The sequence below is a fragment of the Streptodolium elevatio genome, assembly GCF_040649515.1.
Lineage (GTDB): Bacteria > Actinomycetota > Actinomycetes > Streptomycetales > Streptomycetaceae > Yinghuangia > Yinghuangia elevatio.
Window position 1 is genome coordinate 1 of sequence record NZ_JBEZFP010000025.1, and the last position, 23,032, is coordinate 23,032.

Annotated in this window: 18 protein-coding genes and 2 pseudogenes; 7 read left to right on the plus strand and 13 right to left on the minus strand. The window is 71.9% G+C overall.

Translation table 11 applies throughout. The features are described 5' to 3' along the window. Window positions 1–155: 155 nt before the first annotated feature. Window positions 156–818, plus strand: coding sequence for a pyridoxamine 5'-phosphate oxidase family protein (locus tag AB0C36_RS12420; RefSeq protein ID WP_358352854.1), 663 nt, complete (start codon window positions 156–158; stop codon window positions 816–818). Beyond that, window positions 815–2,191 carry an NAD(P)/FAD-dependent oxidoreductase gene (locus AB0C36_RS12425; RefSeq protein WP_358352856.1) on the plus strand — a complete coding sequence of 459 codons (1,377 nt, stop codon included), beginning with the start codon at window positions 815–817 and terminating at the stop codon, window positions 2,189–2,191. Before AB0C36_RS12420 ends, AB0C36_RS12425 begins: the two co-directional genes overlap by 4 nt. Before the next feature lie 129 nt (window positions 2,192–2,320). Here the strand turns inward: AB0C36_RS12425 and AB0C36_RS12430 are convergent, their stop codons facing one another. Beyond that, window positions 2,321–3,136: a tyrosine-protein phosphatase gene (locus AB0C36_RS12430; protein WP_358352857.1), complete on the minus strand. Its 816-nt coding sequence runs from the start codon at window positions 3,134–3,136 to the stop codon at window positions 2,321–2,323. Window positions 3,137–3,543: 407 nt separating this feature from the next. Here AB0C36_RS12430 and AB0C36_RS12435 point away from each other — a divergent pair, with 407 nt between their 5' ends. Both AB0C36_RS12435 and AB0C36_RS12440 read left to right on the plus strand, forming a co-directional pair. Next, window positions 3,544–4,278: an ABC transporter ATP-binding protein gene (locus AB0C36_RS12435; RefSeq protein WP_358352859.1), complete on the plus strand. Its 735-nt coding sequence runs from the start codon at window positions 3,544–3,546 to the stop codon at window positions 4,276–4,278. Window positions 4,279–4,296: 18 nt separating this feature from the next. After that, complete coding sequence (locus AB0C36_RS12440) at window positions 4,297–5,619, plus strand: hypothetical protein (RefSeq protein WP_358352861.1); 1,323 nt, start codon at window positions 4,297–4,299, stop codon at window positions 5,617–5,619. A 445-nt stretch (window positions 5,620–6,064) separates the two neighbouring features. On the opposite strand, the gene rlmN is transcribed toward AB0C36_RS12440, so the two are convergent. The 6 genes from rlmN to rpsB all read right to left on the minus strand — a co-directional run bounded on the left by rlmN (window position 6,065) and on the right by rpsB (window position 12,081). Continuing rightward, on the minus strand, window positions 6,065–7,171 hold the full coding sequence (gene rlmN / locus AB0C36_RS12445; protein WP_358352863.1) for a dual-specificity RNA methyltransferase RlmN: 1,107 nt from the start codon (window positions 7,169–7,171) through the stop codon (window positions 6,065–6,067). A gap of 215 nt (window positions 7,172–7,386) precedes the next feature. Beyond that, window positions 7,387–8,667, minus strand: a complete 1,281-nt coding sequence (locus AB0C36_RS12450; protein WP_358352864.1) for a phosphatidate cytidylyltransferase — start codon at window positions 8,665–8,667, stop codon at window positions 7,387–7,389. Then, complete coding sequence (gene frr, locus AB0C36_RS12455) at window positions 8,667–9,224, minus strand: ribosome recycling factor (RefSeq protein ID WP_358352866.1); 558 nt, start codon at window positions 9,222–9,224, stop codon at window positions 8,667–8,669. The genes AB0C36_RS12450 and frr overlap by 1 nt, the downstream gene beginning before the upstream one ends. 36 nt (window positions 9,225–9,260) lie before the next feature. Next, entirely contained in the window at window positions 9,261–9,959 is a 699-nt protein-coding gene (pyrH, locus tag AB0C36_RS12460; protein ID WP_358352974.1) for a UMP kinase, read from the minus strand. A gap of 191 nt (window positions 9,960–10,150) precedes the next feature. After that, a complete protein-coding gene (gene tsf / locus AB0C36_RS12465; protein WP_358352868.1) occupies window positions 10,151–10,984 on the minus strand; it encodes a translation elongation factor Ts in 834 nt (277 codons plus the stop codon). A 143-nt stretch (window positions 10,985–11,127) separates the two neighbouring features. Continuing rightward, entirely contained in the window at window positions 11,128–12,081 is a 954-nt protein-coding gene (rpsB, locus tag AB0C36_RS12470; protein WP_358352869.1) for a 30S ribosomal protein S2, read from the minus strand. Between the two features lie 1,321 nt (window positions 12,082–13,402). Between rpsB and AB0C36_RS12475 the strand changes: the two are divergent. Next, window positions 13,403–13,945, plus strand: a pseudogene (locus AB0C36_RS12475) (peptidoglycan DD-metalloendopeptidase family protein); the annotation flags it as partial. Window positions 13,946–14,389: 444 nt separating this feature from the next. Here AB0C36_RS12475 and AB0C36_RS12480 read toward each other — a convergent pair. Beyond that, window positions 14,390–14,956 (minus strand): annotated as a pseudogene (locus AB0C36_RS12480) (TetR/AcrR family transcriptional regulator); the annotation flags it as partial. A gap of 96 nt (window positions 14,957–15,052) precedes the next feature. Beyond that, window positions 15,053–17,965: a pyruvate, phosphate dikinase gene (gene ppdK, locus AB0C36_RS12485; RefSeq protein WP_435839030.1), complete on the minus strand. Its 2,913-nt coding sequence runs from the start codon at window positions 17,963–17,965 to the stop codon at window positions 15,053–15,055. A 121-nt stretch (window positions 17,966–18,086) separates the two neighbouring features. Between ppdK and AB0C36_RS12490 the strand changes: the two genes are divergently transcribed. Next, complete coding sequence (locus tag AB0C36_RS12490; protein WP_358352871.1) at window positions 18,087–18,671, plus strand: hypothetical protein; 585 nt, start codon at window positions 18,087–18,089, stop codon at window positions 18,669–18,671. Window positions 18,672–18,713: 42 nt separating this feature from the next. Here AB0C36_RS12490 and dusB read toward each other — a convergent pair whose 3' ends face one another. Then, window positions 18,714–19,901 (minus strand): tRNA dihydrouridine synthase DusB, encoded by a 1,188-nt coding sequence (dusB, locus tag AB0C36_RS12495; RefSeq protein ID WP_358352872.1) that lies wholly within the window; start codon window positions 19,899–19,901, stop codon window positions 18,714–18,716. Window positions 19,902–20,217: 316 nt separating this feature from the next. Between dusB and ybiA the strand changes: the two genes are divergently transcribed. Beyond that, complete coding sequence (gene ybiA / locus AB0C36_RS12500; RefSeq protein ID WP_358352874.1) at window positions 20,218–20,859, plus strand: riboflavin biosynthesis intermediates N-glycosidase; 642 nt, start codon at window positions 20,218–20,220, stop codon at window positions 20,857–20,859. Between the two features lie 77 nt (window positions 20,860–20,936). Here the strand turns inward: ybiA and AB0C36_RS12505 are convergent, their stop codons facing one another. From AB0C36_RS12505 to AB0C36_RS12515, 3 genes are all read right to left on the minus strand, one after another. Next, window positions 20,937–21,515: a hypothetical protein gene (locus tag AB0C36_RS12505; protein WP_358352875.1), complete on the minus strand. Its 579-nt coding sequence runs from the start codon at window positions 21,513–21,515 to the stop codon at window positions 20,937–20,939. Further along, window positions 21,512–22,096, minus strand: coding sequence for an RNA polymerase sigma factor (locus tag AB0C36_RS12510; protein ID WP_358352877.1), 585 nt, complete (start codon window positions 22,094–22,096; stop codon window positions 21,512–21,514). The genes AB0C36_RS12505 and AB0C36_RS12510 overlap by 4 nt, the downstream gene beginning before the upstream one ends. A gap of 193 nt (window positions 22,097–22,289) precedes the next feature. Next, window positions 22,290–22,799, minus strand: coding sequence for a pyridoxamine 5'-phosphate oxidase family protein (locus tag AB0C36_RS12515; protein WP_358352879.1), 510 nt, complete (start codon window positions 22,797–22,799; stop codon window positions 22,290–22,292). Between the last annotated feature and the right edge of the window lie 233 nt (window positions 22,800–23,032).

The window sequence follows — 23,032 nt, forward strand, 5'->3', positions numbered from 1 at the left end:
CTTTTTAGTTGTGGTTTTTTTTTTTGTTCTGAGGTGGTCTCTCCCTCACCCCCCCACAAAACCTCACACCCCCCGCCCGTGGGCGGGGGGCGCCCCCCCCCCCCCCCGACGGCACAGTCGTATCCGACGTCCTACGCGAGAGAAGGCCCGCGACCTTGGCCACGGCACCACCCGCCCCGGGAAGCACCGACCGCACGCGCATACGACGGCTCGCCGAGAAGGCGGTCACCGACCGCGCGGTCCTGCACGCCGTCCTCGACGCCGGCCTCGTGGCGCACGTCGCGGTGTCCGACGAGCAGGGGCGCCCGTACGTCCTGCCCGTCGCGTACGCCCGCGACGGCGACCGCGTGCTCATCCACGGCTCGACCGGCAGCCGCCTGTTCCGCACCCTCGCCGCGGGCGCGCCGACCTGCCTGACCGTGACGCTGCTCGACGGCCTGGTCGTGGCCCGCTCGGCGTTCGAGTCGTCCATGAACTACCGCTGCGCGATGGTCCTGGGCAGCTGCGAGGTCGTCGACGGGGACGCCAAGGCGGCCGCGCTCGACCTGCTCACCGACCACCTGATGCCCGGGCGCCGCGCCGAACTCCGTGCGCACAAGGGCAAGGAGCTGGCGGCCACGCTCGTCCTGGCCCTGCCGCTGGACGAGGCGTCGGTCAAGGTCTCCGCGGGCGACCCGGACGACGACGGGGACGATCTCGACTCACCCGTATGGGCGGGCACGGTTCCGCTCGGCGAGACGTTCTACGATCCGATCCCCGCCCCGGACCTGCGCCACGAGTTGCCGGTTCCCGAATATGTGAGGACGTGGCGCCGGTGAGCGGCTACCGCGATCTGTCCCTGTGGTTCGACACGCTGGACGAGGACGTCAAGCCGCGTCCCGCACTGTCCGGCGACCTGGACGTCGACGTCGCGATCGTCGGCGCCGGCTACACCGGCCTGTGGACGGCGTACTACCTGGCCGAGGCTGACCCGTCGCTGCGCATCGCGGTCCTGGAGCGCGAGATCGCCGGGTTCGGCGCGTCCGGCCGCAACGGCGGCTGGTGCTCGGCGCTGTTCCCGGCGAGCCTGGCCAAGGTCGCCCGCAGCAGTACGCGCGAGCGCGCCGTCGCACAGCAGCGCGCGATGAACGCGACCGTCGACGAGGTCGGGCGCGTCGTGGCCGCCGAGGGCATCGACTGCGGCTTCGCCAAGGGCGGCACCATCATGGCGGCGCGCAGCCACGTGCAGATGCGCCGCGCGCACGCCATGGTCGAGGACGAACGCTCTTGGGGCTTCGGCAAGGACGACGTGCAGTTGCTGCTCGCGGACGAGGCCCGGGCGCGGTTCAATGCGACCGATGTCCTCGGCGCCGTCTACACCCCGCACTGCGCGGCCATCCAGCCGGCGAAGCTCGCGCGCGGGCTCGCCGAGGCGGTCGAGCGGCGCGGCGTCACGATCTACGAGGGCACGCCGGTCACGTTGATCGACGGTGGCGCCGCGGTGACGCCGAACGGCACCGTACGCGCCGAGATGGTGGTCCGGGCGACCGAGGGGTACACCCCCGAACTTCCGGGTTTCCGGCGCGACTTGGTGCCGGTGTACTCCCTGATGATCGCCACCGAGCCGCTGCCGGACAGCTTCTGGGACGAGGTCGGGCTCGCCGAGCGCGAGACGTTCAGCGACCTGCGGCACCTGATCATCTACGGGCAGCGGACGGCGGACGGACGGCTTGCCTTCGGCGGGCGCGGTGCGCCGTACCACTTCGGCTCCTCGATCCGCCCCGAATTCGACCGCGATGAAAAGGTGTTCGCGGAACTGCACAGGGTGCTCCGCGAGCTGTTCCCCACGCTGGGCGGCGCGAAGATCACCCACACGTGGGGCGGCGCGCTGGGCGTGTCCCGTGACTGGTACGCCAGTTGCGGCATGGACCGGGCGCGTAAGCTGGCGTGGGCGGGCGGCTACGTCGGCGACGGCGTCGGCACCGCCAACCTGGCCGGACGTACGCTCGCCGATCTGATCCGCGACCAGTACTCCGACCTGACGCGCCTGCCGTGGGTGCAGCACCGCTCGCCGCGCTGGGAGCCCGAGCCGCTGCGCTGGCTGGGCACGAACGTCGGCCTGCGCGTCATGTCGGCGGCCGACGGCGAGGAGCAGCGCACCAACCGCGAGTCGCGCCTCGCGGCGGCGTTCGGGCGGTTCGTCGGCCACTGAGCCGGTCACTGAGCCGGTCACCGGGCAGGTCACCGAGTCGATCACCAAACTCGGCGCACACCTTGTGGAGGCAGGCAGTTGCCCTGCCTCCACACGTGTTCCCGAATCCACTCGGGCTCGGGGCCTCGCTCAGGCGTCCACGAAGCGCTCGCGCCAGCGTTCGATCCACACCGGCTCGGCACCGGCCTTGAGGAAGAACTCCGCGGCGGTGCCATAGCGTTCGCCGACCGCGTCGAGGAACGCCTCCATCGACTCGGGAGCCGCGTCGCGCAGGGCCGCCGCCGCGGGCGTACCGGGCTGCAATCGCGGCTGGGACGGGATGCGGTCGATCCGCCGGAACATCTCGCGCAGGTGGATGCGAGTCGCCGAGTAGTCGTCGACGATCGCCTGCCGTTCCACCCCGACCACCGACAGCAGCAGGGCCACGAGCACGCCGGTACGGTCCTTGCCCGCCGTGCAGTGCACGAGCGTCGGCCCCGCGTCGTCGTCGGTCAGCAGCCGCAGGGCTTGCGCGAACGCGTCCTTGCCGCGTTCGGCCATGCCCATGTAGAGCCGCCCCGCACCGTGCACGTCCACGGTCGCGAGGTCGAGGTCGGCGTCGTCCCCCAGGACGTCCACCTGGCCCGCCGAGATGTCGCCCACGCCGCGGGCCTCGTCGGCGTCCTGGGCGGCACCGGCGCGGCGCCCGAGCAGCGGCATGCTGTGCCGCACGATCCCGGGCCACTGCACCACCGGCAGGCCTTCGCCCACGGACCTCAGGTCGAACACGTGGCGCACGCCGTACGCCGACGACAGCCGCGCCACCGCCTCGTCCGTCAGGAGGTCCGGCGTCTCGCAGCGCATCAGGACGCCCGCCCGCGTGCTCCCGCCGCCCGCGAGCGGCAGACCGCCCACATCCCGCGCGTTGAGCTGGTTCGGCAGGTCCAGCCAACCGATCTCGTGCATTGCAGGTCCCCGCTCTTCCCACACCCCGGCCCGTCGGGCCCTGACGGCCCATCATCGCCGCCCCGGGTAACGGTGACCAGGGCGCTTGCCGGGCGAACGGCGGACGTGCCGCCGAAGAACCGGTGACGGCTTGGGCCGGGCGGCCGAACAGCCGGTGTGAAAATCGTTCCGCGGACGCCGCCTGCCACACCTGTTCGACCCCTTTCGGGGCACCGGGCCGCACCCGGCTGGAGCAGCGGTTCACCCACCCGTGCCCTCTCATCGGCGCGGCTCGTTGCACTGGGCGGGACGGGGGCGGACAGTCCTGTCCCGGAGGTATCGATATGGCCCTTTCACCCCGGTCGGCCCTTTCGCCCCGTACGGCGCGGTCGACCCGGTCGGCGGTCAGCCAGGTGTCCGAGGAGCCCGTGCCGCACACCCCGGGCACCGGTTTCGCGATCGCCGAGGACGGCACCCGCAACCCGGACAACGACGTCCTGCGCACCCAGGACGTCACCGTCACCCGCGGTCCGGCGACCATCCTGCGCCGCCTGTCGGTCAGCATCCGGGCCGACGAGACCTTCGCGGTCACCGGTCCTCCCGGGTCGGGCAAGTCCGCGCTCCTCGCGGTGCTCTCGGGCGTACTGGCGGCGGACGCCGGCCAAGTGTGGTTCAACAGCCGCCCCCTGCACACGCTCGGGGAACGCGCCCGCGCGCAACTGCGCCGCACGCACTTCGGGATGATGGACGGCCGCGCGCGGCTCATGCCGGAACTCACCGTGCTGGAGAACGTCGCGCTGCCGCTGCTGCTCGAACCCTCCGCCCGCGACTCGGCCTTCGCCGCCGCCCGGCACTGGATGGGCCGCCTCGACGTACTCGACCAGGCCGAACGCCGGCCGCACGAGCTGCCGACCGCCCTGCTGCGCCGCGCGGCCGTCGCCCGCGCCCTCGTCGCCCGCCCCGACGTCGTCTTCGCCGACGAACCGGCGCTGGGCCTCGACACGGCCGAACTCGACCATCTGATGCGCATTCTGGTCACCGCGTCGCGCTCGCACGGGATCGCCCTCGTGCTGGCCACCGACGACCCCAAGGTCGCGGCGCACGCCGACCGGCACCTCGAACTCCGCGACGGACGCCCCGCCCCGGCGCGCGCCGACGCCTGACGACGGCCGGAGGGCCTTGTGATCCGGATCGTGCTCGGCAATCTGCGCGAAGGTACGCGCGCGGACCACCTCCGGCTCTTCGGCACCGCGTGTGTCGCTGCGGTCGGGACCGCGCTGCTGCTGTGCGCCATGGCGTATGCGGCGGCCGGACGCGGCGGCAGCGTGGCAAGGCCGGTGTTCGCGGGCTTGCTCGTCCTCGCGGTGACCGCGCAGCTGACCGCGGTCGTCTCGCGGCTCACCGCCGCCGCGCGTGCGGAGCGCACGGAACTCCTGGTCGGCCCCGCCTCGATGCCCGAGCAGGTCCGCGAACTCGCGGCGACCGAAGCGGCTTTGGCGAGCGCCATGGGCACGGTGGCCGGCCTGCAGGCGCATCTCATCGCGCGCGCGGTGTTCGACCCCGACGTGCCGGGCAGCGGGCTGGTCCGCGACGTTCTCGCGGTCGGCAACGAAATCCCGCTCCTCGGACTGGTGTTCGTACTCGGCGTGGTGCCGCTCACAACAGTCCTCGCGACAACGTCCGCACTACGTGCCCCCGCCCCCCGACCGCACACCACGCCGACCGCACGTACGGTCGGCGTCGCCGGGCCCACGATGATCGGCGCCGGCATGCTCGCCGAGGTACTGCCCCACGCCATCGCGCCGCCGGTCCGGCTGCCGGGCGGACTCGGGCTGGTGCACCCGCTGGCGGCCGTGGGCTACGCGCTTGTCGTCGTCGGCGCGGCCCTGTCGGTGCCCTGGCTGGTGCACTGGGCCGCGGAGTCGGTCGTGGCGCACACGCGGCTGCCCGCGCTGCTGTGTGCCGCGCGGCGGATGGAGGCGGACACCGCGGCGCTGGCCGTACCGCTCGGGCTCCTCGCGGGGACGACGACGCTGCTGGTGACGTCGCGCACGCTGCACGTGCGGGGTCCCGGCAACGCCCCCGGCGACCTGCCGCTGCTGGCGCTGGTGACCGCCGCGACGGTGTGCGCCGCGGCAGGCCTGCTGGCGGTCCTGGTCGAGAACGCCCACACGCGGCAGGACTCGGCACGCAATCTGCACATGCTCGGCGCGGCGCCCTGGGTCGACCGGGCCACGCTGGCACTCACGGTGCTGCTCCCGGTCACGGTCGCCTGGGGCGGGGCGGCGGTTCTCGGTGTCGTCGCGACGTGGCCGCTGGAGATGGGCGGACACGAGCCCTCGGTTCCGGTGTCCGAGCAGGCGGTGACGGCGGGCGTCACCTTCGGCATGGCTCTGGCGGCAGGTGTCGCGATCGCCGTCGCGCTGGTGACGCGGCGACTCGCGCGCGGCGGTGTCACCGGCTGGGGCCGCCCCGCCGCGGTCGTCATGCCGCCGAGCGCGTGACCGCCACGCTGACGAACTCGTCGCCGACCACAGTCTGTGCCCCGGCCCCGACCACCCCAAGCTGCCGCCGCGACCGACAGCCGCGAACTCACCGTGGAAGACGCCAAAGCCCGGGCCGCTTGGGGCGGACCGGGCTTCGTCAACACATCCGGACCGTCGCGGCGTCCCCTTCCGCGACGGCCCGGGCGTGTTTATCGCCTCCGGGGGCCACGCACTGCCCCGGGACGCTTGCGCCGGGCCGGCCCGCCTCCTGCGGGGCGGGCGGCCTGGTCGTACCGCCACGTGTTCCGTACGGGGGTTCCGGAACCTCTGCGGCGGTACTGACTCCACTGTCCCTCACGGGACCTAAGGGTGCGATAAGCGTCCGAGCGGTTGGCCGACGGACTTTCAAGTGGTTTCCCGGGTGAGGCCCCGGACGACCGCGGGGGTGCCTGCGCGGGGCGGGTCAGCCGACGTCAGCGGCGGCGAGCTGGCCGCAGGCTCCGTCGATGTCGCGGCCCCGGGTGTCGCGAACCGTGACGGGGACGCCGTGCGCCTCCAGCAGCCGCACGAAGTCGTCCTGGCGCTGCTGCGTCGACGCCGTCCACTTCGATCCGGGCGTCGGGTTGAGCGGGATCAGGTTGACGTGCGCGTTGTGGTTCCGCAGGCGCTTGCCCAGCAGGTCGGCCCGCCACGCGTGGTCGTTGATGTCCTTGATCAGCGCGTACTCGATCGACACGCGGCGCCCGGTCTTGTCCTCGTAGCGCCAGGCGGCGTCCAGGACCTCGCGGACCGGCCAGCGGGTGTTGACCGGGACGAGGGTGTCGCGCAGTTCGTCGTCGGGCGCGTGCAGGGACAGCGCGAGCGTGCAGCTGAGTCCCTCGTCGGCGAGCTTTTCCATGGCCGGCACCAGGCCGACCGTCGAGATCGTCACCGAGCGCTGTGAGATGCCCAGGCCGTCGGGCGACGGGTCGGTGATGCGGCGTACCGCACCCAGGACCGCCTTGTAGTTGGCCAGCGGCTCGCCCATGCCCATGAAGACGATGTTGCTGACCCGGCCCGGCCCGCCGGGGATCTCGCCGCGCTGCAGCGCGCGGGCACCTGCGACGACCTGCTCGACGATCTCCGCCGTCGACAGGTTGCGGGTGAGCCCCGCCTGACCGGTCGCGCAGAACGGGCAGTTCATGCCGCAGCCGGCCTGCGAGGACACGCACATGGTGACGCGCTCGGGGTAGCGCATGAGGACCGACTCGACGAGTGTGCCGTCGAAGAGCTTCCACAGCGTCTTCCGCGTCGCACCGTCGTCGCACGCGATGTCCCGCACCGAGGTCATCAGGTCGGGCATCAGCTCGCCCGCGAGCCGTTCGCGCAACGCGGCCGGCATGTCGGTCCACTGCGCGGGGTCGTCGGCGAGGCGGGTGAAGTAGTGGCGCGACAACTGCCCGGCCCGGAACGGCTTCTCACCGAGCGCGGCGACCGCCTCACGGCGCTCGGCGGGCGACAGATCGGCGAGGTGGCGCGGCGGCTTGGCGCGGCGCGGGGCGGCAAAGGTGAGCTCTCCAGGCTTGGGCATGATCTGTCCAGTGTCTCAGGTCCGGCGGGGTGCCTCGTACGCCTCGCTCCGGGGTCGTCGCGAAGCTCGGGGTCGCCGCGAAGCTCGGGCTGAGCTTGGCAAGCGTCGCGGCCCGCTGGGCGTGCATCCCCGGCATGCGTCGAGCCCGGCGGGCGGATGGCCTGCCGGGCTCGACGCGTACTGCGTGGTCTTCCGTGCTGCGGACTTCCCGGGCGCTACAGGTACAGCTCCAGCAGCAGCCACACCACCGGGGCCGAGGCCAGCAGCGAGTCGAGGCGGTCCATCAGGCCGCCGTGGCCGGGCAGCAGATTGCCCATGTCCTTGACGCCCAGGTCGCGCTTGATCATCGACTCTACGAGGTCGCCCAGCGCCGCGGTGGCGGCGACCGCCGCACCGAGCAGCGCGCCCTGCCACCACTGGCCGTCGAGCATGAGCGTCAGGCACAGCGCGCCGCCGACCGCACACGTGACGACCGCGCCCGCGAAGCCCTCCCACGTCTTGCCGGGGCTGATGGTCGGAGCCATCTTGTGCTTGCCGAACGACACTCCGGCCGCGTAGGCGCCGGTGTCGCTGCACACCACGACGATCATGAAGGTCAGGACGCGCTTGGCACCGTCGTCGGCGGCCAGCATCAGCACCGCGAACCCGGCCAGGAAGGGCAGATAGAACGCCGCGAAGACGCCCGTGGCCATGTCCCGCAGGTAGTCCTCGGGGCCTTCGGTCATCCGCCACACCATGACGGCGAGCGCGGTGAGCGCGAGGGCGATGCCCAGTCCTTCGGGACCGCGCTGGTACGCGGCGATCTCCATCGCCACGGCGCCGGCCGCCAGCGGGATGAGCGGCAGGCGTACGGACACGCCCTGGTCGCCCTTGCCTTCCCGGGCGCGGCCGAGCGCGCCGGAGAACTCCCACAGGCCGATGAGGGCCGCGGCGAGCACAATGCCGACGAAGACCACCGGCACGGTCAGCAGCGACCCGACGATCACCCCGCCCAGCAACAGCGCCACACCGATCGCGGCAGGGAGGTTGCGGCCCGCCCGGCTCTTCTTGGGCGCGCCGGGCGTCTCGCGCCCGGTCACCGGCGGCTCGGCAGTGTCGCGGGGCGCGCGTACGCCCGGGTCGACGACCGGCAGATAGGCCGTGTGCCCTCCGTCGTCGCCATCAGGTGCACCGTCGTCGGGGTACGCGGCCGTGCCGTCATGGATCCCACCGGAATCCTGTACCCCCTCGACGGTGTCCGGGTGCTGCTGCGCCCGGGTGGATCCCGAGCCGTACTCTCCGGGCCACGCGTCGGGGGTCCCGTCCGCCGCGGCCATGCCCGCCATGTCGACGGGCACCGCCGGTATCACCTGGGTGCGCAGCGCGTCCGCGTCGTAGGCCGACTGCGGGCCCGGCGCCTGCACGGCCTGGCCCGCCCACGGGTCGTACGGTTGGAACGGGCCGTGCCCGGAACGCCCTTCGGGCTCCGGTGCGCCGTCCCAGGTGGAGTTGTTCATCAGACCTCGAGCAGCTCGGCTTCCTTGTGCTTAAGCAGCTCGTCCACCTGCACGACATAGCGGTGGGTGATGTCGTCGAGCTCCTTCTCCGCGCGGCGCACGTCGTCCTCGCCCGACTCGCCGTCCTTGACGAGCTTGTCGAGCGTCTCCTTGGCCTTGCGGCGCACGCTGCGGATCGAGATGCGGGAGTCCTCGGCCTTGCCGCGGGCGACCTTGATGAACTCCTTGCGGCGCTCCTCGGTCAGCTGCGGGAACACGACGCGGATGACCTTGCCGTCGTCGGTCGGGTTCACGCCCAGGTCCGAGTCGCGGATCGCCTTGATCACCGCGTTGGTCGAACTCTTGTCGAACGGCGTGATCAGGACCATGCGGGGCTCGGGCACGGTGAACGAGGCGAGCTGGTTCACCGGGGTCATCGCGCCGTAGTAGTCGACGACGATCTTGTTGAACATCGCCGGGGTGGCACGCCCCGTACGGATCGCCGAGAAGTCCTCCTTGGCGACCGATACGGCCTTCTCCATCTTCTCCTCGGCCTCGAGGAGGGTTTCATCGATCACGTCTCGGCTCCTGTCCCGGTCCGGTGTCGCCGTGGATCAGCCGTTGGTACGGCTGATCAGGGTGCCGATCTTCTCACCCCGCACGGCCCGGGCGATGTTGCCCTCGACCAGCAGGTTGAACACGACGATCGGCAGTCGGTTGTCCATGCAGAGGCTGATGGCCGTCGCATCGGCGACCTTCAGCTCGCGGGCGAGCACTTCGGCGTGGTCCAGACTGTCGAACAGGACCGCGTCGGGGTTCGTCTTCGGGTCGGAGTCGTACACGCCGTCCACGCCCTTGGCCATCAGAATGGCCGACGCATCGATCTCCAGGGCCCGCTGTGCGGCGGTGGTGTCGGTCGAGAAGTACGGCATGCCCATACCCGCACCGAAGATCACCACGCGGCCCTTCTCCAGGTGCCTGATGGCGCGGCGCGGAATGTACGGCTCCGCGACCTGCCCCATGGTGATCGCGGTCTGCACGCGCGTGTCGATGCCCAGCTTCTCCAGGAAGTCCTGGAGCGCAAGGCAGTTCATGACGGTGCCGAGCATGCCCATGTAGTCGGAGCGGGCCCGGTCCATGCCGCGCACCTGGAGCTCCGCGCCGCGGAAGAAGTTGCCGCCCCCGATGACCACGGCGACCTCGGTGCCGAGGCGTACCACCTCGGCGATCTGCCGGGCGATGCCCTGGACCACGTCGGGGTCGACACCGAGGCCGCCGCCGCCCGCGAACGCCTCGCCCGAGAGCTTCAGCAGGACGCGTCGGCGGTACGCCTTCGGGTCGACCCCGTCGGAAGACGACGAGGCCGCCCCCGTTTCGGTTTCCTGCACGGGTCCCTCCACGGAAGTGGCCTCCTCGTCTTTCCCGGCGCCGGGGACTCGGTACTCCGGTCCCGGACGCCTGTTCACCGCTGGTGTTGCCGGTACTTCTGGCGCTGCGAGCCGGATCAGACGCCGACGCGGAAGCGGGCGAAGCGCTTGAGCGAGACGCCGGCCTCGTCCAGGATCTTCTGCACCGACTTCTTGCTGTCCTTGGCGAACGCCTGCTCCAGGACGACGTTCTCCTTGTAGAAGCCCGTCACCCGGCCCTCGACGATCTTGGTGAGGGCGGCCTCCGGCTTGCCCTCCTCGCGCGCGGTGGCCTCGGCGACCTTGCGCTCGTTCTCGACGATCCCCGCCGGGACGTCCTCGCGGCTCAGGTAGGTCGGGGAGAAGGCCGCGATGTGCTGCGCGACGTCCTTGGCGACCTCGGCGTTCTCGCCGGAGAGCTCGACGAGCACGCCGACCTGCGGGGGCAGGTCCGGGCTGGTCTTGTGCAGGTACGCGGCCACGTAGCCGTCGGCGAACTGCGCGAAGCGGTCCAGGACGATCTTCTCGCCGAGGGTCGCGTTGGCCTCGTCGACGAACACCTGCACGGTCTTGCCGGGCTCGATCTCGCTCGCGAGCAGGGCGTCGAGGTCCGCGGGAGAGGTCTTGGCGACGTGTCCGGCGATCTCGTTGGCGACGGCGATGAAGCGGTCGCCCTTGGCGACGAAGTCCGTCTCGCACTTGAGCTCAAGCAGGACGCCGGCGGAGGTGCCGTCCAGGACGGCGACGACGGCACCGTTGGAGGCCGAGCGGCCCTCGCGCTTGGTGACGCCCTTCTGGCCCTTGACGCGCAGGATCTCGACGGCCTTGTCCAGGTCGCCGTTCGCCTCTTCGAGGGCCTTCTTGCAGTCCATCATCCCGGCGGCGGTGAGCTCGCGGAGCTTCTTGACGTCCTGGGCGGTGAAGTTCGCCATGTCAGATCTCTTCTTCTCGCGTGTCGTCTCGCGGTGGTCTTCGGGGGTTCCGTGCGGACGCGGCCGTGACCGGGTCGCGGGCGCTGCCCGCACGAATGCGAGGGGTACGCGCGGATTCCCGGCGTACCCCCCGCAACTCGGCGTCAGGACTGCTCGGCCTCGACGGCCTTCTCGGTCTCGGCCGACTCCTGCACCTCGGCCTCGGCGGCCGGGGCCTCGTCGGCGGCCGGGGTCTCGGCGGCAGCCTCGGCCGGGGCCTCCGCGGCCGGCTCGGCCGCAGCCTCGGCCGGGGCCTCGGCGGCGGGCTCGTCGGCCTTCTTCTCGCCCTGGAGCTGCTCGAGCTCCCACTCGGCCAGCGGCTCGCCGGCGGCGACCTCGGGGGCCTTCGTGTCGGCCTGCGACGCACCGGCGCGGGACATCAGGCCCTCCGCCACGGCGTCGGCGATCACGCGGGTGAGCAGCGTGACGGAGCGGATCGCGTCGTCGTTGCCCGGGATCTTGTAGTCGACCTCGTCCGGGTCGCAGTTGGTGTCGAGGATCGCGACGACCGGAATGTTGAGCTTCCGCGCCTCGCCGACGCCGATGTGCTCCTTCTTGGTGTCGACGATCCACACCGCGGACGGCACGCGCTGCATGTCGCGGATGCCACCGAGGGTCTTGTCGAGCTTGTCCTTCTCGCGCTTGAGGACGAGGAGTTCCTTCTTCGTCATGCCCGAGCCGGCCACGTCGTCGAAGTCGATCTCCTCGAGCTCCTTCAGGCGCTGGAGGCGCTTGTGGACGGTCGAGAAGTTGGTGAGCATGCCGCCCAGCCAGCGCTGGTTGACGTACGGCATACCGACGCGGGTCGCCTGCTCGGCGATGGCCTCCTGGGCCTGCTTCTTCGTGCCCACGAAGAGGACGGTGCCGCCGTGCGCGACCGTCTCCTTCACGAACTCGTACGCCCGGTCGATGTAGCCCAGCGACTGGATCAGGTCGATGATGTAGATGCCGTTGCGCTCCGTGAAGATGAAGCGCTTCATCTTCGGGTTCCAACGGCGGGTCTGGTGCCCGAAGTGGACGCCGCTCTCAAGCAGCTCCCGCATCGTGACGACGGCCATGGCCGTACTCCTTGTGGTACGCCCCGCATAACGTGCACGGGGCCTGCTCGGTTGTCCGCGCCGACGGGTTGTCCGCGCGCCTGACGCCCGTGACACCGCGCCGGGGGCCAGGCCCCCGGACCGAGAGGTGTCCCACCGGACCCGGCATCGTCTTTCCGCTGGTCACGAAATGACCGGTGGAAAACCGGAGGGCCCGAAGGTGGGCGTGCGAAGTCGGCCCGGAACCCCGGGCCGCTGTCCGAAGTGTACGGGACCCGGCGACCACGGGGCCAACCACCGAACAAGGGCCCCACTTCGGCCCCGGTCCGGACCCCGCGGAGACCTCCCGCGGGGTGGGGCGGGAAGCGATAGGCGACCGGCAGGCCACACCCACCGAGGCCGCAGCGACGGGCAGTTCGTCGGGCGATCGGTCCGATCCCCTGCGTTCGCAAGGTCGGGGGCCGGAGGCCGGGTGTTCGGACGCTGCGAGTTCGGGGGGCGTGGGTTCGGAAGTTGCTGGTTCGGAGGGCGGGGTCGGAGGTTGCGGGGTCGGAGGTTGCGGGTTCGGAGGCCGGGTTGCGAGGGTTGCCGTCGAGGACGTGGACACGAGAGGCATCGATGGCACTCGGCAGGAGAGGCTCGCGTCGCATCGTCGTCGGCGAGGCCGCCTATCGGTGGCGGCTGCGAGGGCGACCTACCTACTCCCAGGGCTTGGGTTGGACGCCCTGCACCTACGCGGTGGAACTCGAAGGCGCGTCCGGGACAGTCCTAGTGGTCCATACCGGCCACGCGCATCCGGGGAACTGGCTCGTCCTTCCCAGTGCCCCTGTCGTTCCCTCGGATGTCGCCCGGACGATTCGACTTGCGTTATCGCGCGGTTGGAACCCGCAGGCGCCGGGGCCGCCCTTCATGCTCGACCTGTCCAAGGACGAGGACGTCTCGCCGCCTCCGTGACTCGTTGTCTCGTTGTCTCGCCGACTCACTGACTCACTGACTCGCTGACTCGCCGGGAACTGGCCCGAAGACCGGCCGGGATACCGCCGACGGATCGCGCGCCCGGAGGATCGGTCGCCGGTGCCGCGGCGGGGCTGATTTGTCCACAGGCTTCGGACCACTTTCGCGGTACTCCACAGATCTTGGCCGGATGGTCGGCGGCGTCCGCGAGATCACGCACGCTCGGTCCATGACGCCTCCCAGCTCCGCCGCAGCCCATCACCCCGCACCCAACTCAGCGGGCAACCCCGCCCAGGGGCCCGCTCGCAGCTCCGCCCAAGCACCCGCGCACAGCCCCAGGCAGCGTGGTCCCGGCCACCGCCGCCCTGCCGGGCGTCCGCTTCGGCTTATGCTCCGGCGGGCCGTCGCGCGACCGGCCAGGAAGGGCGATCCGGCGGCAGTCCGGCGCCGGGCGCACCGGGCACCGAGAGACCGGGCCTGCATCCGTCCGCCCGCGCGTGCGGGGCTGGCCGCGCTCGCGGTCTGCGTCGTCGCGACGGCCGGGGTCGGGTTGCCGGCGCTCGCGGCGTCCCGTGCGATCCCTCCACCGCTCGTGCCGCCGCAGCCGACCGGGGCCTGGGTGTGGCCGCTCGACCCCCGCCCGGTCGTCGTGCACCTGTTCGCCCCACCGGACCACGATTGGCTGCCCGGCCACCGCGGTGTCGATCTCGCCGGAACGGCCGGGCAGCAGGTGCGCGTCGCGGGCGCGGGCATCGTCGAGTTCGCCGGCGTCATCGCGGGGAAGGGCGTCGTGACCGTGCGGCACGACCGGCGGCTCACGACGTACGAACCGGTCGCAGCATCCGTCGCACCAGGCACCGCGGTGGGCGCGGGTTCGGTGATCGGCACGCTGTCGGCGGCGCCCTCGCACTGCGCCGCCCATGCCTGTCTGCACTGGGGACTGGTCGACGGGCCCTCCGGCGCCGCCGCGCAGGGTGCCCCCGACTACCGGGATCCGCTCAAGCTGATGCGCGGCACCGGGGTACGCCTGTATCCGCCGCACGGTCCGCTGCCGACACCACCACTGCCGACCGGCACGGCGAGCACGCGGGCACGCGGTTCAGCGGGGCGTCGTCCATCTCGGCACCGCACATCCCGGTACGACGCATGTCTGCCGCACGGCCCGGCAGCACCGCATCGGGCATCGCCGCGACGCCGTCCGGCCTTGCGCCGCGGTGGCTCAGGCGTCCGCCGGCACCGCGTCGCCGTCGGCACCGACGTCGACGCCGGCTTCCGGTCCGGCGTGCGAGCCGACCGCTTCGGCGACGTCCTCGCCCGACTCGGCAGTCTTGGTCGGCTCGGCAGTCTCGGCCGACACCGGCAGCCGGACCTCCGCCACCCCGCCCAGCACGAGGCCGAGTGTCGCGGCGGTGACCTCCGCGCCGTCGGCGCCGCACTCGATGCGGCGTACCGCGGAGTCGACCATGCCCTGCACGAGCGAGGCGACCAGCATGGGGTCGGGGTGGCCCAGGTCGGCGAGCGCGCTCACGACCAGCTCGACGATCCGGCCGTGCGCGGCACGTATGCGCTCGCGGGCGTTGGCGTCCAGCTCGCCGGTGGAGATGGCGACGACCACGCGGTGCGTGCGGTCGCCGACCAGCTCCAGCTGGCGGTTGACGTAGGCCGCGATCTTCCCGGCCGGGTCCTCGACCGCGGCCATGGCGTCCTCGACCTCGGCCACCCAGGCCGGGAGGTCCACGGCGCACAGTTCCTCGACGACGGCGGCCCGCGAGCGGAAGTACTCGTACACGGAGGAGCGGGCGAGGCCGGTGCGTTCCGCGAGGGCGGGGAAGGTCAGTGCGGCGAACCCGCCCTCGTCCAGAAGCGCACGGGCGGCATCGAGCAGCGCGGCATGTTGCATGGCGCGGTGCTCGGCGACGGATGCAGCACGTATCTTCGGCACGAGATCACTGTAGAGCGTCCTCGCGGGCCGGTTTCAAGAGTGGCCGCAACACCTGCGTATTGCGGCCAACTCCACCAAAACCGACCGACCACCAGGTCAGCGGGTGTCTCCGCCCTTCCCTCCGTCCCGCGCGACGGCGGCGCGGCCGGCCTCCAGGCGGGCCACCGGCAGGCGGAACGGCGAGCAGGAGACGTAGTCGAGTCCCACGTCGTGGAAGAACCGCACCGACTCCGGATCGCCGCCGTGCTCGCCGCACACGCCGAGCGCGAGGTCTGGGCGCGTGGCACGGCCCTCGGACACCGCGAGGGCGACGAGCCGGCCCACCCCGTCCCGGTCCAGCGTCTCGAACGGGGAGACCCCGAAGATGCCCGCGTCCAGGTAGGCGGTGAAGAAGGACGCCTCGACGTCGTCGCGGGAGAACCCCCAGGTCGTCTGGGTGAGGTCGTTGGTGCCGAAGGAGAAGAACTCGGCGGCTTCCGCGATCTGCCCCGCGGTGAGCGCGGCCCGCGGCAGCTCGATCATCGTGCCCACCGGGAAGGACACCTCCGCCCCCGTCTCCTCGGCCACCGCGGCGAAGACCGAGTGCGCCTCGTCGCGGATGATCTCCAGCTCCTGGACGCCGCCGACGAGCGGGACCATGATCTCGGCGTGCGGGGTGCCGCCCTCGCGGACCCGCTCGGCGGCCGCCTCGGCGATCGCCCGGATCTGCATCGCGAACAGCCCGGGGATCACCAGTCCGAGCCGCACGCCGCGCAGACCCAGCATCGGGTTCTGCTCGTGCAGCCTCCGGACGGCGTCCAGCAGGGCCCGGTCGTCGGCGTCCTCCTCGCCGCGGGCCTCGGCGAGGGCGACGCGCACGGAGAGGTCGGTCAGGTCGGGCAGGAACTCGTGCAGCGGCGGGTCGAGGAGGCGGATCGTCACCGGAAGTCCGTCCATCGCGGCGAGCACGTCCGCGAAGTCCCGGCGTTGGAGCGGCAGCAGCGCATCCAGAGCGGCGGTGCGCCCGTCGTCGGTGTCGGCGAGCACCAGGCGCTCGACGTGCTTGCGCCGTTCCCCGAGGAACATGTGCTCGGTGCGCAGCAGGCCGATGCCCTCGGCCCCGAACCGCAGTGCGCGCTCGGCGTCCTCGCCGGTGTCGGCGTTGGCGCGCACGCGCAGGCGCCTGCGCGCGTCGGCGTGCGCCATGATCCGGTGGACGGCCGGCACCAACGCGTCGGACTCGCCGTCGGTCGGGGCCGTGCGGCCCTCGAAGTAGTCGACGACCGCGGAGGGCACGACGGGTGCCTCCCCGAGGTAGACGCAACCGCTCGTGCCGTCGACGGAAATGACATCCCCTTCGCCGACCTCGATGCCGCCGGGGGCGGTGAACCGGCGCCGTCCGGGGTCGACGTCGAGCGATTCCGCCCCGCACACACAGGTCTTGCCCATGCCGCGGGCGACCACCGCGGCGTGCGAGGTCTTGCCGCCGCGGCTGGTGAGGATGCCCTCGGCGGCGACCATCCCGGCGAGGTCGTCCGGATTGGTCTCGCGGCGCACCAGGATCACGCGGTCGCCGTTGTTCGCCCATTCGACGGCGGTGTCCTGGTCGAAGACCGCGCGGCCCACGGCCGCTCCGGGCGAGGCCGCGATGCCCCGCGCGATCGGCCGGAAATCCCCGTCGTCGCCGGCGTCCGGCCCGTCGCCGGATGCGCCGGCGCGCTCGGTGCGCTCGGTGCGCTCTGCGAACCGGGGGAACATCAGTTGGGCGAGCTGCGCGCCTGTGACGCGACGCAGTGCCTCGTCCTCGTCGATGAGCCCCTGGTCGACGAGTTGCGCCGCGATACGGAACGCGGCCTCGGCGGTGCGCTTGCCGACCCGGGTCTGCAGCATCCAGAGCGTGCCGCGCTCGATGGTGAACTCGATGTCGCACAGGTCCCGGTAGTGGTCCTCCAAGGTGCGCATGATGTCGAGGAGTTGGTCGTAGGAGGACTTGTCGAGGCGTTCGAGGTCGGCGAGCGACACGGTGTTGCGGATGCCCGCGACGACGTCCTCCCCCTGCGCGTTGGCGAGGTAGTCGCCGTACACCCCCTGTTTGCCGGTCGCCGGGTCGCGGGTGAAGGCGACCCCAGTGCCGGAGTCGGCGCCCAGGTTGCCGAACACCATCGCGACGATGTTGACCGCGGTGCCCAGGTCGTCGGGGATGCGCTCCTGCCTGCGGTAGAGCCGCGCCCGTTCGCCGTTCCAGGACGAGAAGACCGCGCGGACGGCCAGGTCGAGCTGGGTCCTGGGGTCCTGCGGGAAGTCCTGGCCGGCTTCCTTGGCGACGAGTTCCTTGTACGCGGTGACGAGGGACCGCAGGTCCGACGCGTCCAGGTCGAGGTCCGACGCGGCACCCTTGGCGTCCTTGGCCGACTCCAGGCGCTCCTCGAAAAGCTCGCCGTCCACACCCAGGACGGTCTTTCCGAACATCTGGATGAGCCGCCGGTAGGAGTCCCAGGCGAAGCGCTCGTCGCCGGCCTGGGCGGCGAGCCCGTCGACCGACGCGTCCGAGAGGCCGATGTTGAGGACGGTGTCCATCATCCCCGGCATCGAGAACGCGGCACCGGACCGCACGGACACCAGCAGCGGGTCGTCCGGCTGCCCGAGCCTGCGGCCCATGCGCTCCTCGAGCGCGGCCAGGTGGGCGTCGACCTCGCCGCGCAGGCCGGTGGGCTCCTCGCCACCGGCGAGGTAGGCGCGGCACGCCTCGGTCGTGATCGTGAACCCGGGCGGCACGGGCAGCCCGAGGTTGCTCATCTCCGCCAGATTGGCGCCCTTGCCGCCGAGCAGGTCCTTGAGGTCCTTGTTGCCCTCGGCGAAGGCGTAGACGTATTTCGGGGAGTTCGGCACGGGTATCCCCCTCGCGCACGACGGAGAGCCGCGTGACCGCCGCCGCGGAGCCGAGGGAGGCTCCGCGCAAGAACCGGCGGTATTCGCGCGGCCCAATTGCCCTGATGGCCGGGAGCGTACCCGCCCGCGTCGGTCGGGCATGCCCTCACACCAGGATCACGCCACGCGAGTGCCCCGGCACGTCGGCGCCGCCGAACCCCGCCGACGGCGGCCCGGGCGTAGTGCGGCGAGCTTTCGTGGCCGTCGCAGTAACATCGCGTGGATGTCCGACCCGCAGATGCCCGAGTCCTCCCGTCACCGGCAGCCATACTGGCAGTCGTCGGACCCGGAGCAGCCCCAGCAACAACCCACTCCCGGACCGTTCCAGCACGGGCAGCCCCACCCGCAGCCGTACGGTCAGGCGGCCTACGGGTACGGGCCCTATGGCCAGCAGCCGTACCCTCCGCACGTCGGACCGGGCTACGGGCAGCCGCTGCCGTACCCGGTCGAGATGCCGAAGTCGGTGCGGACCGCGCGGATCATGGTCTACCTCCTTTTCGGCCTCACGTTCGCCGTGGCCGTCGTCGCCGGCGCCGCCGACCAATCCGCCCGCACCGCCGGGTTTGTGCTCGGGGCCTCCGTCACCAACATCGTCGCGTTCGTCCTGGCGCTGCGGTTCGGGACCGGGCGCCGGGGTGTGCACATCGGGGCCATCGTCTGTGCGAGCCTCGGCATCCTGGTCGCGCTCGGCCGTGCGGCTCAGGGTCAACCGCAGCTCCTGGTCGGGGCCGTCGTTCAGGGCGTGCTCATCGCGCAGTTGGCCACCGCCGAGGCAAAGACCTGGTTCACGCGTCCACGCACCCGGTAGCGGCTTGTCGGGGCCGGGAATCGGGCGTCCGCCCGCGGCCGGTCAGCCGCCGGAGTGGTCGAGCTCGGCGTCGGACGGCGGCGTGGCGCACTCGGGGTCGTCGAGCCAGCCCTCCGGGAGCACGACCTTCTTGCCCCCAGCTGTGCGGCCACGCGGGCCGTCGGCACCGGCGGGCCACGGCTGGTCCAGGTGCAGGCCACCGAGGAGTTCGTCGAGTTCGGCGAGGTTGCCGACCATCGCGAGGCCGCGGCGCATCTCCGAGCCCACCGAGAACCCCTTGGTGTACCAGGCGACGTGCTTGCGGAAGTCCGTGACGCCGCGCTCCTCGCCCATCCAGCCACCGAGCAGTTCGGCGTGCCTGCGCATGACCGCGGCGACTTCGCGCAGCGCGGGGCGCGCACGCTCGTCGCTGCCCTCGAAGACGGAGACCAGGTCGCGGAACAGCCAGGGGCGGCCGAGGCAGCCGCGCCCGACGACCACGCCGTCGCACCCGGTCTCGCGCAGCATGCGCAGCGCGTCGTCGGCGTCCCAGATGTCGCCGTTCCCCAGGACCGGGATGTCCACGGCCTCCTTGAGGCGGGCGATCGAGGACCAGTCGGCGGTGCCGCCGTAGTGCTGCTGCGCGGTGCGGCCGTGCAGCGCGACCCAGGTGACGCCCTCGTCCTGGGCGATGCGACCGGCGTCGAGGTAGGTCAGGTGCTCGTCGTCGATGCCCTTGCGCATCTTCATGGTGACGGGCAGGTGCCGGGCGTTCTTGACCGCCGAACGCAGGATGTCGCGCAGCAGGTTGCGCTTGTACGGCAGTGCCGAACCGCCGCCCTTGCGGGTGACCTTGGGCACCGGGCAGCCGAAGTTGAGGTCGATGTGGTCGGCGAGGTCCTCGTCGACGATCATCGCGGCGGCGCGGCCGACGACGTCCGGGTCCACGCCGTACAACTGGATGCTGCGCGGGCGCTCGGTCTCGGCGAAGCGGATGAGCCGCATCGTCTTGTCGTCGCGTTCGACCAGTGCGCGCGTGGTGATCATCTCGCTGACGTACAGGCCTGCCGGGCGTACCTCGGTCGCGCGCTCCGCCTGCTCCTGGCACAGCGTGCGGAAGGGGGCATTGGTGATGCCCGCCATCGGGGCGAGTACGACCGGCGGCCATACCTCGACAGAGCCGAGCCGCAGCGGCGCGAACTCCGTCGCCGCCGGACGGGTCTCGGCGGCGGGCGTCCCGGTCGGGGTCATGGCGGATCGCTCCTGGTCGGCTGCGGCAGATGCACCCATTGTCACCCACCCGGTCCACTGCATTGCCGCCTGCGTTCCGGCCCGGTCCGTCCGCGTGTCGGCCTGCGCATCGGTCTGCGTGCCTGTTTGCGGTTCGGTCTTCGGTTCGGTCTTCGGTTTGGTCTTCGGTTCGGTCTGCGATTCCGACCGCTTTCCGCTCACGTCCTGCCGCCCACCGTCTCGTTGTTCTCATAGCGAGAAAAACCAGTGGCCCCGGTCACTGCGGCCTGCCACGATTGTCGCGTCGGCATGGCCGCGAACATCGGAGGCGGGGAACATGAACGCGCAGACACAGCCCGGGTCGACCCACGAGGCAGCCCACGGCGCGGCTCGCGAGGCGGCGCCCGGCAGCACCCCCGAGCCCCGCGACGTGGAGAGCCTGAAGGCGCTGGTCGCGACGGGCCGGCGCGTACGCTTCCTGCACTTCTGGGGGCACCAGCCGCAGGCCGACGGCTCGCTGGGGGCCGGGTGCCTCAGCCAGTGGTGGCCCTCGCCGTTCACGGTCGACGGCGTGACCTACGCGACGGCCGAGCACTGGATGATGGCCGGCAAGGCCCGCATGTTCGGCGACGCCGAGGCGGAGAAGCGCGCCATCACGGCCAAGCACCCCAAAACGGCGAAGGCGGTGGGCCGCCAGGTGCGCGGCTTCGACGAAGCCACGTGGGTTGCGGGCCGGTTCGAGTTGGTCGTCGCGGGCAACGTCGCAAAGTTCGGGCAGGACCCGGCGCTGCGCGCGTACCTGCTCGGCACGAACACGCGGGTGCTCGTGGAGGCAAGTCCGCGGGACCGGGTGTGGGGCATCGGCCTGTCGGCCACGGAGGCGTACGCCGACCAGCCGGAGAACTGGCAGGGCCTCAACCTCCTGGGCTTCGCGCTGATGGAGACGCGCGCACGCCTGCGCGCGGCGGACTCCGTCTGATCGCGCCCCGGCCCCGGCTGCCGCGTGCCGCCGGGGCCGGGGTCGGGCCGAGGGGCGGGAAGGCTTCGGCCGCGGCGCTATTCCGTCGGCCAGGTCCTCAACTTCAGCGACGCGCAGGTCTCGCCGTTGAACGCGGGAAGTGCGGACACGTTCCCGTGGGCCACGCAAGTGATCAGGGGTGGCACCGGCAGGTCGGCTCCCGCCTGCGTCTCGCGGAGGTGGCCCCCCGGAACGAGCATCCCGGTGCGCCACATCGACGAACAGGTCTCGATCACCGGCGACGGTTCGCCCGAGTCTTTCGCGCCTCGGCCGATGCCGGCCACCGCGCCGTTGAACGTGTCGCCACCGCCGACGTCGGTGTCCGAGTAGCACCGAATCACGTCGGTGTTCTCGGAGCGGCTCGCCCGGCCGTCCCAACCGACGGCCACTCCCCCGGCACCCGCGAACACGGCCACCACGCCGACGAGTCCCCATCGTGCGCGCCGCGAGAACCGCCCGGCGCCGCGTACTCGCACCGGGCCCGCCGCGGCGGCATCGAGGGGCGGCGGCGGGATCGGGTCGCGCAGCAACTCGTCGTACTCGGGTGCTCCGGCGGGGTCGGCGCCGCCGAGCAACGCGCGGATCGCGGCCTCGTCGCCGCTGCCGTCCCGCGTCATACACCTCTCCCCGCCGCGCTCGGCGCGGTCGCATCGCCGTCCGCGTCCCCGCCTGTGTCCATGTCCATGCCCATGTCCACGTCCACCAACCCGCGCTCAAGATTCTTGCGTGCCCGGTGGATTCGCGAATGCGCGGCGTCGACAGTACGCAGTCCGAGCACCTTCGCGACGTCGCGGGCGCCCAGCACCTCCCAGGCGATCAGCGCCAGCACCTCGCGGTCGCCGGCCGACAGCGCGGCGTACGCCCGTGCGGCCGCGGCCCGGGCGAGGACCTCCTGTGCGGTCTCGTCCTCGTCGGCCCGGGGCTCGGGAGCGGTCAGCGGATCGCGCTGCGCGCGGTGGAAGAGCCGGGTGAGCCGCGACTGCGCGCGGTTCGCGTTCTGCACGGTCAGATACGCCGTGCGGTAGAGGTACATCAGCTGCTCGGCTTCGGCGGGCCCGAGCCAAGTGTCCCGGCGGCGCCACGCGGCGGCGAACACCTCGGCCACGATGTCCTGCGCGCTCTCGGGATCGTGGGTCCTGCGCAGCACGTACTTGAGGACGGCCGCGTAGTGCGTCCGGTACGCCTTGGTAAAGGGCACATCTGCCACGTTCTGAATGAACCTCCCCCGTGGGTCGCCGCTCGCGTTCCGACGTGTCCGGAAGGCGGGCGGCGGCGTGGACCAGGCCGCGAAATCCCGAGTGGCACAAGGGGATTCGCGGCCGGGCCAGGAGGCTACCAGCGGGTTGCACCCGCTGGGGAATCACGCGGGAGCGCTTGACAAGCCACGGCACTCACCTCCCTGCCTGGACCGGATCCGCGACCCAGATCCGGGCCGGGCGACCCGTCGCCAGGTCGCGCCCCGACATCACCTGGACGCGGAACGGGTCGAAGCGGAGCAGGTGGTATCCGGGGTCGTCCGGCCCCTGTGGCCAGTACGCGCGTGGGTCGTAGCCCACACCGCGCGGGCTGCCCTTCCGATACAGCTCCCAGACGGCATGCTTGGTCTCGGGGTCCTCGACCCAGGCCGTGACGGCGTCCGCCGAGGCCGTGTTCTGCGAAGGCGCCCAGTACGACAGGGTCGAGTGCGGGTTCGCCGCGAGATGAGCCTTCTTGACGCGCGTCGGGAAGCTCGCGAGCCACCCGACCGGCCTGCCGTCGACCACCTCCCAGATCGGCAGCAGTACGCGTGCCCGCGGCCTCCCCAGGCCGTCGACGGTGGTCATCGTGGCGTACTTGATCTCGGCGACGGTACGCAGGAAATCGTCGGCGACGGCGGAGAATTCGCGGGTCGTGGTGGCCATGATGGTGCCCTCCTCGCAGGGTGGGGTCAGTTCCCACTGAGCCCCTTAGTTCCTTTTGGTGCCTATTGGCTCCTGGGAACATCGTGCGCCCGGCGCCGACCGCGCGGAAGTAGGCACTTCAAAGTGACCGAGGTACTCGCCGAGCACCGGGCAACGAGTCCGAGCGCCAAGGCCGCGCACCGAGGGCCGCGCACCGCAACGCCGGCTCGGCACGGAGCGCCAAGGACAGTCCG

Excerpts from the sequence above, each read along its gene's own strand:
- AB0C36_RS12505 (WP_358352875.1), bottom strand. The coding sequence starts at position 21,515 with ATGACGCGGGACGGCAGCGGCGACGAGGCCGCGATCCGCGCGTTGCTC.
- rlmN (WP_358352863.1), bottom strand. The coding sequence starts at position 7,171 with ATGCCCAAGCCTGGAGAGCTCACCTTTGCCGCCCCGCGCCGCGCCAAG.
- AB0C36_RS12515 (WP_358352879.1), bottom strand. The coding sequence starts at position 22,799 with ATGGCCACCACGACCCGCGAATTCTCCGCCGTCGCCGACGATTTCCTG.
- tsf (WP_358352868.1), bottom strand. The coding sequence starts at position 10,984 with ATGGCGAACTTCACCGCCCAGGACGTCAAGAAGCTCCGCGAGCTCACC.
- rpsB (WP_358352869.1), bottom strand. The coding sequence starts at position 12,081 with ATGGCCGTCGTCACGATGCGGGAGCTGCTTGAGAGCGGCGTCCACTTC.
- AB0C36_RS12450 (WP_358352864.1), bottom strand. The coding sequence starts at position 8,667 with ATGAACAACTCCACCTGGGACGGCGCACCGGAGCCCGAAGGGCGTTCC.
- AB0C36_RS12490 (WP_358352871.1), top strand. The coding sequence starts at position 18,087 with ATGTCCGACCCGCAGATGCCCGAGTCCTCCCGTCACCGGCAGCCATAC.
- dusB (WP_358352872.1), bottom strand. The coding sequence starts at position 19,901 with ATGACCCCGACCGGGACGCCCGCCGCCGAGACCCGTCCGGCGGCGACG.
- AB0C36_RS12430 (WP_358352857.1), bottom strand. The coding sequence starts at position 3,136 with ATGCACGAGATCGGTTGGCTGGACCTGCCGAACCAGCTCAACGCGCGG.
- ppdK (WP_435839030.1), bottom strand. The coding sequence starts at position 17,965 with ATGCCCGACCGACGCGGGCGGGTACGCTCCCGGCCATCAGGGCAATTG.
- ybiA (WP_358352874.1), top strand. The coding sequence starts at position 20,218 with ATGAACGCGCAGACACAGCCCGGGTCGACCCACGAGGCAGCCCACGGC.